This is a genomic window from Clostridium sp. CAG:265, assembly GCF_000436575.1.
GTDB classification, from domain to species: domain Bacteria; phylum Bacillota; class Clostridia; order Clostridiales; family Clostridiaceae; genus Clostridium; species Clostridium lentum.
On the sequence record NZ_FR886618.1, the window covers coordinates 108,084 to 115,231 of the forward strand.

Here is a 7,148-nt window from a genome sequence, read left to right on the forward strand (position 1 = left end):
CTTAAATATTATTTTTTAAATATTTTTACCAACTCCATCAATACTGTTGATATTAAAGCAAGTAATATACATATAGCAAATTCCATAACCCCAAAGTAATTTGGTATTGAAAATATTGCTCTTAATCCTGGAAGCAGTACTATTAAATATAATAAAAGACATATACCTATTGCTCCTAAAACATATTTATTCTTTGCTACACCAATATTAAAAACAGAAATATTATCTGATCTTGCTGGTAAAGTTTGAAATATTCTACTTAATGTAATAGTTGAAAATGCCATAGCTGCACCTAGTATAGGTGAAGTTTTATTACCTAAGTATTGTGCAATAATAACAACAATACTTATTATTATTCCTCTTATTAAAATAACACTACTAGTACCTCCTTGTAATATCCCTTCATTAATATCTCTAGGTGGTTTATTCATAGTATTAGGCTCAGCAACTTCAAAAGCTAAAGCAATAGCAGGTAAAGAGTCATTAATAAGATTAATGAATAGCAACTGTAAAGTAGTAAAAGGATTTTCCCAATTTATCACTACTGCAAATACTATTGCTATAATAGCTGCAAGGTTTCCTGCTAAAAGATAAGTAATAGATTTTTTTATATTGCTATATACTGTCCTTCCTATTTCTATAGCATTGACTATAGTTGCAAAATTATCATCAGTTAAAACCATTGCTGCTGCATCCTTAGCAACATCAGTTCCACTCCCCATACCAATGCCTATATTAGCTTGCTTAAGTGCTGGAGCATCATTAACTCCATCACCAGTCATGGCTGTAACTTTTCCTTTTTCTTGCCATGCTTTTACTATTCTTATTTTATTTTCTGGCGAAACTCTCGCATAAACAGTGATATGTTCCAATTGTTCGCTTAATTCTCCCTCACTTAATGCATCTAATTCTTTACCAGTTAATGCCTTATCATCTTTAGACATTATTCCAAGCTCTTTGGCAATGGCTGCTGCTGTAGTCTTATGGTCACCTGTTATCATAATTGTTTTTATACCAGCACTAATGGCTTCTTTAACTGCTCCAAACACTTCCTTTCTTGGTGGATCAATCATTGCCATAAGCCCTACAAAGGTAAGATCAACTTCGTCTTCTATAGCTGGCACAAAGTTCTCATCAGGAACATCTTTAATGGAAAATGCCAACACCCTAAGTGCTCTATCAGAAAACTCTTCATTGATTTGCTTATATTTATTTAATATTTCTTCTGTCATAGGTACTTCATCACCATCATTTAGTGCCTTTATTGATCTTTGTAATACTATATCTGGTGCTCCTTTAACAAACATAATTGCATTGCCACCAATAGAATTTACAGTAGACATCAATTTTCTATCAGAATCAAAAGGAATTTCATTTAACCTATCATATTTATCTCTTATTTCCTTATAATCAAGACCTCGTTTTTCTGCATATCTTAAAAAAGCTACTTCTGTTGGATCTCCTATTTCTACTCCACCTTCAGCAATTTCTGAATCATTACATAATGTTGAACTTAAATTCATTGCTCCATCTTGGCTTTCTAAAGTTGTATCTTTATCTATCTGCTCCTTCTTTACGCCATACATAAAGAAATCTACCACCGTCATTTTATTTTGTGTAAGGGTTCCTGTCTTATCAGTACATATAATACTTGTAGAACCTAAAGTTTCCACAGCTGGAAGCTTTCTTATGATAGCTTGCTTTTGTGCCATTTCCTTTGTTCCTACAGAAAGAACTATGGTTACTATTGATGATAAAGCCTCTGGAATAGCTGCCACTGCCACTGCAATTGCAAACATAAATGAACTAAATATTAAGTCTTTTAAGTTTCCACCAGCTCTATACCCTCTAAAAACCTCTACACCAAAAATAATAGCAGCAATTATCATTATAATAAGCCCTAGCTTTTTACCGAAACTATCTAATTTAACCTGTAAAGGCGTTTGCTTAGTACCTGCACTTTCAAGAAGTGTTGCAACCTTACCAACTTCCGTATTCATCCCTGTGGCTGTCACTGCCATTATTCCTCTACCATAAACTACAGTTGCACCACTAAAAACTGAATTTCTTCTATCTCCTACAACAACTTCATCTTCAATTCTCTCTGTATGCTTAAGCACTGGTTCTGATTCACCTGTAAGCATTCCTTCCACAACCTTAAGACTCTCAGCTTCAATAAGCCTACCATCTGCTGGTACATAATCACCAGCTTCTAAAAGAACTATATCTCCTGCCACAAGTTCTCTTACCTGAATAGTAACCTTTTTACCATCTCTTATGACCTTAGCATTAGGAGCTGATAACTTCTTTAAACTATCCAATGAGCTTTCTGCTTTTCTAGATTGAGTTACTCCTAAAATTGCATTTAAAATAACAACAATCAATATTATTATTGATTCTACTAATTCACCTAAAAAGATTTGTACCACTGCTGCCACTATAAGAATTATCACTAGTGGATCTGCCAAATTTTCAAAAAACATCTTCCACAAAGGTGTCTTTTTACCTTCAGTAAGTTCATTATATCCATCAGCCTTTAGCCTTGAAGCTGCATCACTGCTACTAAGTCCATTCTTGCTAGTGTCCAACTCCTTAAAAACCTGTTCTATTTCTTTTCTATAAGCCATAAAAAAATCTCCTTCCTTAATTTTTCATGACTTTAGTATTTGTATTTTTTCAAATATTATAAAAAGACTGCAAATTTCATAACTTGCAGTCTTTTTATAATATCTATTTCTTTTTTAAATTAATTTATTACATGAATTTAATTGCTAAAGGAAGATATACAAAAAATGAAATAGTAAATACTATATGAAGTACTCTGTACAGTTTATAATTTTTCTTCATAATAGTTCCTGTTATACCTATTGCTATCATTATGCTGGCAAATCCAATGTACTTAATAAAATCAGCCTGTCCAAATTTTAAGACTACTGCTGCTATCATTGCAAGAACTGATATTGCACCTAAAAACATATGAGCTTTAACATAAACTTTTTTCTTAACCTTAAATAATTTTGGTATATAATAAACTAATAATGATAAGCAAAATAATGATGATGATATTCTTTCCATTTTTTATTTCCTCCTTAGCTATATTTAACTAGTAGCTGTTGCTCTTGCAGCATCTCTAGCAGCCTTCTCTTCTGGTGTGATAGTTTTGATTTTAAATATAAAATAGTATAGCTTAAATAATATTAATGCTATTAAGGTTATTCTCATAGGCAATACATCTACAGTTATTAGTGGAATTGCTATCATGGTATCTGCAAATGCTAATAAAATCACCTTTTGCTTTAATGTCATTGCTCTTTCCTTAACAAATGATTCTAAGTGCTTTTTATATACTTTAGTGTTTATAAACCAAGTATTAAATCTTTCTGATCCCTTAGCAAAACAAAATGATGCTAATAATAGAAATGGCGTTGTTGGTAGAATTGGTAAAATTACACCTATTGCACCTAAAGCAAACGCTACCAAACCAATGCATATATAAATACCTTTTTTAACCTTACTCATATCTCAAATCTCCTTATTTATTTAATGCATGTCTTACTACTTCTGAAGGTTTGTATAATAACATTCTTGGTCCTGAAAATTTCATTACCTCTTTTGCTTTTTCTTTCATATCCTTCTTGTAACAGTGAATTGGACATCTTGAACAGGTTGATTTTTCTTCTCCAAATTTGCAAAAACTTAATCTCTTATGAGCATATTCTAAGAACTCCCGACATTCCGCACAAAGTTCACCTTTAGTGCCATGTTTCTTTTTACAATATATTTCTACCATAAGCTTTATGGTTTGTTTTTCTCTTTCTATTCTTGTCATAATTTTCTCCCTTTTAAATGATAATTATTTTCATTTATATATTTTAAGATATCATAGTAATTTTCTATACATTTTAAGTATTTTTAGTTTTTTTTTATTGTATTTTTAGAATTAATCATCAGTAAAATTTTAATTATTTTACTATAAAGAAAATTTATTTTTATACGCCACCACCTTTTATTACTTTTTTATGAAAAAATTACTTTTTTTAACTTGTTATTCTTTATACCGCCCAGTATAATTAATAAAAATAAACTATTGGAGGGAAATTATGAGTATCTATGATTTAATAAATAAAAAGAAGAAAAAACAAAAAGCTAAAATTGTAAAAACAGCTGCTTTAACTGCTGCTCTAGGAGTTACTGCTGGTGCTACTGCAGGAGTGTTATTTGCACCTAAGTCTGGAAAAGAAACTAGAGAAAATATTGCTAATAAATCTTCTGAAACTAAAGATAAGTTAGTTGAAAAAACTAAAGCAACTAAAGCTGCTATAAGCAAAAAAGTTAGTGAAGGTAAAAAAGATGTTTCTACTGCTAAAGAAAAAATTTCTGAATACTTAGCTTCTAAAAAAGGTCAAAAGCAAGAAGCTTGTGATGTAGTTGAAGAATTAGCTTTAGCTGATACAGAAGTTGATGAAGAAATAACAGAAGAAGAATTAACTGAAGAAGTTTAATAGGAGATTAATATGTACATAAGCTTATCGCTATTATTAAATGTCATCTTAGGTTCATTAGGAATAGCTGCACTTATATTATTTATTATACTTATATTAAAAGTTTTAAAGCTTGTTAATAATATAAACTCATTAATTGATAGCAATAAAAATAATATAACTAAGGCTTGTAGTAATCTTCCTACTATTTCTAAAAATGCAATTGATATAACTGATAATGTAAAGGGAATTACAGATGTAGCTACAGAAGCAACTGCTGAGGCTATTGTTGCTAAGGATAACTTTCTTTCAAACTATGAAACTATAAAGGACATTATAAATATAATTGCATCTATATTCATAAAATAGTAAAAGGAATCCAAAATTATTGTTTTGGATTCCTCTACTTTTTTCTTATTTATAAAGCTGCTATTTCAAATAAATATAATCCACTTATTACTGCCTCTGGTGCAATAATTGCTATCTTAGCCATTTCAGATACTATATCTTGTCCATCTAATAATTTATACAAAATAGAGGCTATTATCTCTTCATTAAAAATCCCCCTTCATATATTATCTTTTCCCTATAATATATGAAGGAGGCTTTCTTTATGTTACATAGTTTTAATACTGACAATAAATAAACTCTGTAATGATTTCATAATTAATTCATAATTATGAAACGTATTTGTTTATTTTGTATATTTCTTTATAAACTTCTCTTATATTTTCAAGCATCATCTTATTGTAGATGTTGTCTGATTTCTTAATATGGTCTTCTATTTTGTCTAATAGCTCCTTGATATTTTGATCTGTAAATGAAGTAATCATCTTCATATCTTCCACTATATATTTTGAATCTATATTTTTAAATTTATCATTACTAAATAAAATATATAATTCATGAATATTTAATATTAAAAGCCTGTTTTGACTGATAGACTTTATTGCTCTCTTATTAAGAAACTCTTTATTATTCTCCAATCTACTTTCAATTAATGATGTAATAATAAATAAATTATTCATACCATGCATATTGTTTTCTGTTGGTGATAAATATACCTTCTTAAGCATTGCTTTTACTGCCTCTAAATACATACCTTCTAACTCTCTGGTATAGTCTTCAATTTTTCTTGGTAAGATAAATCTATTTATAATTATTGCTAATACAACACCAATGGCAACAAATATTATTCTTCTTAAAGTTAAAACAGTAGTATTTCCTAATAAAGCTGCAGAACCTATAGCCGACACTGTAGTACATATGGTCTTATGCTTATATTCTTTTAAATATGAATTTACATAACCAGCACCAATAAGAATCATACTTCTTATACCAACACTTTTAAAAATACTAAACAGTATCACTATTATAACTGCTCCTATTATGGTAGCTATAAATCTATCCTTAGCCTTCTTTATGGAAGCCTCATATATAGGAACTACCAATGAAACCATAGTAAATATAATCCATCTTCCTTCTGATAAATTAAAGTAATCACTAACAAAAGCTGCTAAAGAAATTCCAATAGCTGATCTTATTGCAAAAGAAAGTTTTACTGAATTCATAATAAATCTCTTCTTATTTATTGATTGCAATTGAGTAGGATAATCAGTTTCTGTAAATTTAATATTATTATAATTTTCTTTACCTAACACTCTCAATTCTGTAAGAGCAACCTTTAGTATTTCTAAAGAATTTAAAATTTGTATAGCATGTATTCTACTAGCTTGTATATCTTTATGATTATCAATAACACTATCTATATAATCTTCTAATTCTTTTATATTATTATCTTCACCTAGTACTACATTAAGCCTTTTCATACATTGTCTTAAACCCATTAATATACTTTTAAGTTCTTCAACATTATAATCTTTATTTAAATTTATAGATATCTTTTCAAGCGTTGATAAAATATTTATCTTAATTCTTGCTTCTTCTGTTATATAAAAATTTTCTTTTCTATTATCATAAACAATAGCTCTAAATTCATCTATATACTTTCTAATATCTTTATCTATATAAGAATTATTTTTTTCAACATTATCTTCATCTAATATAATATCTATTTTTTCTATTATTTTACTACAAATATTTTCAATAATTCTATTACCCTTTTTAAAGATTTTTTGTCTATTAAAAAGCATTTGAAAACTCATTATTGCTATAGGTGCAACTAATAATGAAGCCAATCTAATTGGCATTTCCTTTAATGTTACAGGTATTGATAAAATAAAAGCATATTGCAACGTGAATGGAAGATATAACGATTCCTTTAAATTAAAATATAACTTATAACTGATTATAAATATTATTATAAAATTTATAGGAATACCTATCCATGGATTTAATAATGAAATATATGCTCCAACGCCAGTTATTACATTTAAAAGTATAAGTTTCATTAAATTCTCCATAGGTGACATAGTTAAATCTACATTTATAAACATCAACATAGCTGTAATGGTGCTTACTCCTATTAAAGTATTTTGGTCACCAAAAATACTTTTAAAGCTCATAATAAAAGCTACTATAAAAACAAACATAAAGGTTTGTTTTTTTATATTTTCTTTATTAACTACTTTTTCATATTTCATTAACACTTCCCCCTTTTAATTTTGTTAGTGTAAAGTTTTTTACACTATTTTTATTTTAAAATCT

Annotated in this window: 7 protein-coding genes; 2 read left to right on the top strand and 5 right to left on the bottom strand. The window is 28.5% G+C overall.

Annotated elements, in window-relative coordinates; genetic code table 11:
- Positions 1 to 8 precede the first annotated feature (8 nt).
- The 4 genes from Q5O29_RS07070 to Q5O29_RS07085 all read right to left on the bottom strand — a co-directional run bounded on the left by Q5O29_RS07070 (position 9) and on the right by Q5O29_RS07085 (position 3,829).
- A complete protein-coding gene (locus Q5O29_RS07070; protein WP_022212265.1) occupies positions 9 to 2,627 on the bottom strand; it encodes a calcium-translocating P-type ATPase, PMCA-type in 2,619 nt (872 codons plus the stop codon).
- A gap of 127 nt (positions 2,628 to 2,754) precedes the next feature.
- Positions 2,755 to 3,075: a hypothetical protein gene (locus tag Q5O29_RS07075; protein WP_022212266.1), complete on the bottom strand. Its 321-nt coding sequence runs from the start codon at positions 3,073 to 3,075 to the stop codon at positions 2,755 to 2,757.
- 24 nt (positions 3,076 to 3,099) lie between these two features.
- On the bottom strand, positions 3,100 to 3,519 hold the full coding sequence (locus Q5O29_RS07080) for a YbaN family protein (protein WP_022168673.1): 420 nt from the start codon (positions 3,517 to 3,519) through the stop codon (positions 3,100 to 3,102).
- 13 nt (positions 3,520 to 3,532) lie between these two features.
- On the bottom strand, positions 3,533 to 3,829 hold the full coding sequence (locus Q5O29_RS07085; protein WP_022212267.1) for a nitrous oxide-stimulated promoter family protein: 297 nt from the start codon (positions 3,827 to 3,829) through the stop codon (positions 3,533 to 3,535).
- A 271-nt stretch (positions 3,830 to 4,100) separates the two neighbouring features.
- Between Q5O29_RS07085 and Q5O29_RS07090 the strand changes: the two genes are divergently transcribed.
- Positions 4,101 to 4,502: a YtxH domain-containing protein gene (locus Q5O29_RS07090; protein ID WP_022212268.1), complete on the top strand. Its 402-nt coding sequence runs from the start codon at positions 4,101 to 4,103 to the stop codon at positions 4,500 to 4,502.
- Between the two features lie 12 nt (positions 4,503 to 4,514).
- Positions 4,515 to 4,850 carry a hypothetical protein gene (locus tag Q5O29_RS07095; RefSeq protein ID WP_022168670.1) on the top strand — a complete coding sequence of 112 codons (336 nt, stop codon included), beginning with the start codon at positions 4,515 to 4,517 and terminating at the stop codon, positions 4,848 to 4,850.
- A 308-nt stretch (positions 4,851 to 5,158) separates the two neighbouring features.
- On the opposite strand, the gene Q5O29_RS07100 is transcribed toward Q5O29_RS07095, so the two are convergent.
- On the bottom strand, positions 5,159 to 7,084 hold the full coding sequence (locus Q5O29_RS07100; RefSeq protein WP_022212269.1) for an FUSC family protein: 1,926 nt from the start codon (positions 7,082 to 7,084) through the stop codon (positions 5,159 to 5,161).
- Positions 7,085 to 7,148 lie beyond the last annotated feature (64 nt).

Bases quoted from the DNA above. Each gene is read 5' to 3' on its own strand.
- Q5O29_RS07085 (WP_022212267.1), bottom strand. From the start codon at position 3,829: ATGACAAGAATAGAAAGAGAAAAACAAACCATAAAGCTTATGGTAGAA.
- Q5O29_RS07080 (WP_022168673.1), bottom strand. From the start codon at position 3,519: ATGAGTAAGGTTAAAAAAGGTATTTATATATGCATTGGTTTGGTAGCG.
- Q5O29_RS07075 (WP_022212266.1), bottom strand. From the start codon at position 3,075: ATGGAAAGAATATCATCATCATTATTTTGCTTATCATTATTAGTTTAT.
- Q5O29_RS07090 (WP_022212268.1), top strand. From the start codon at position 4,101: ATGAGTATCTATGATTTAATAAATAAAAAGAAGAAAAAACAAAAAGCT.
- Q5O29_RS07070 (WP_022212265.1), bottom strand. From the start codon at position 2,627: ATGGCTTATAGAAAAGAAATAGAACAGGTTTTTAAGGAGTTGGACACT.
- Q5O29_RS07100 (WP_022212269.1), bottom strand. From the start codon at position 7,084: ATGAAATATGAAAAAGTAGTTAATAAAGAAAATATAAAAAAACAAACC.
- Q5O29_RS07095 (WP_022168670.1), top strand. From the start codon at position 4,515: ATGTACATAAGCTTATCGCTATTATTAAATGTCATCTTAGGTTCATTA.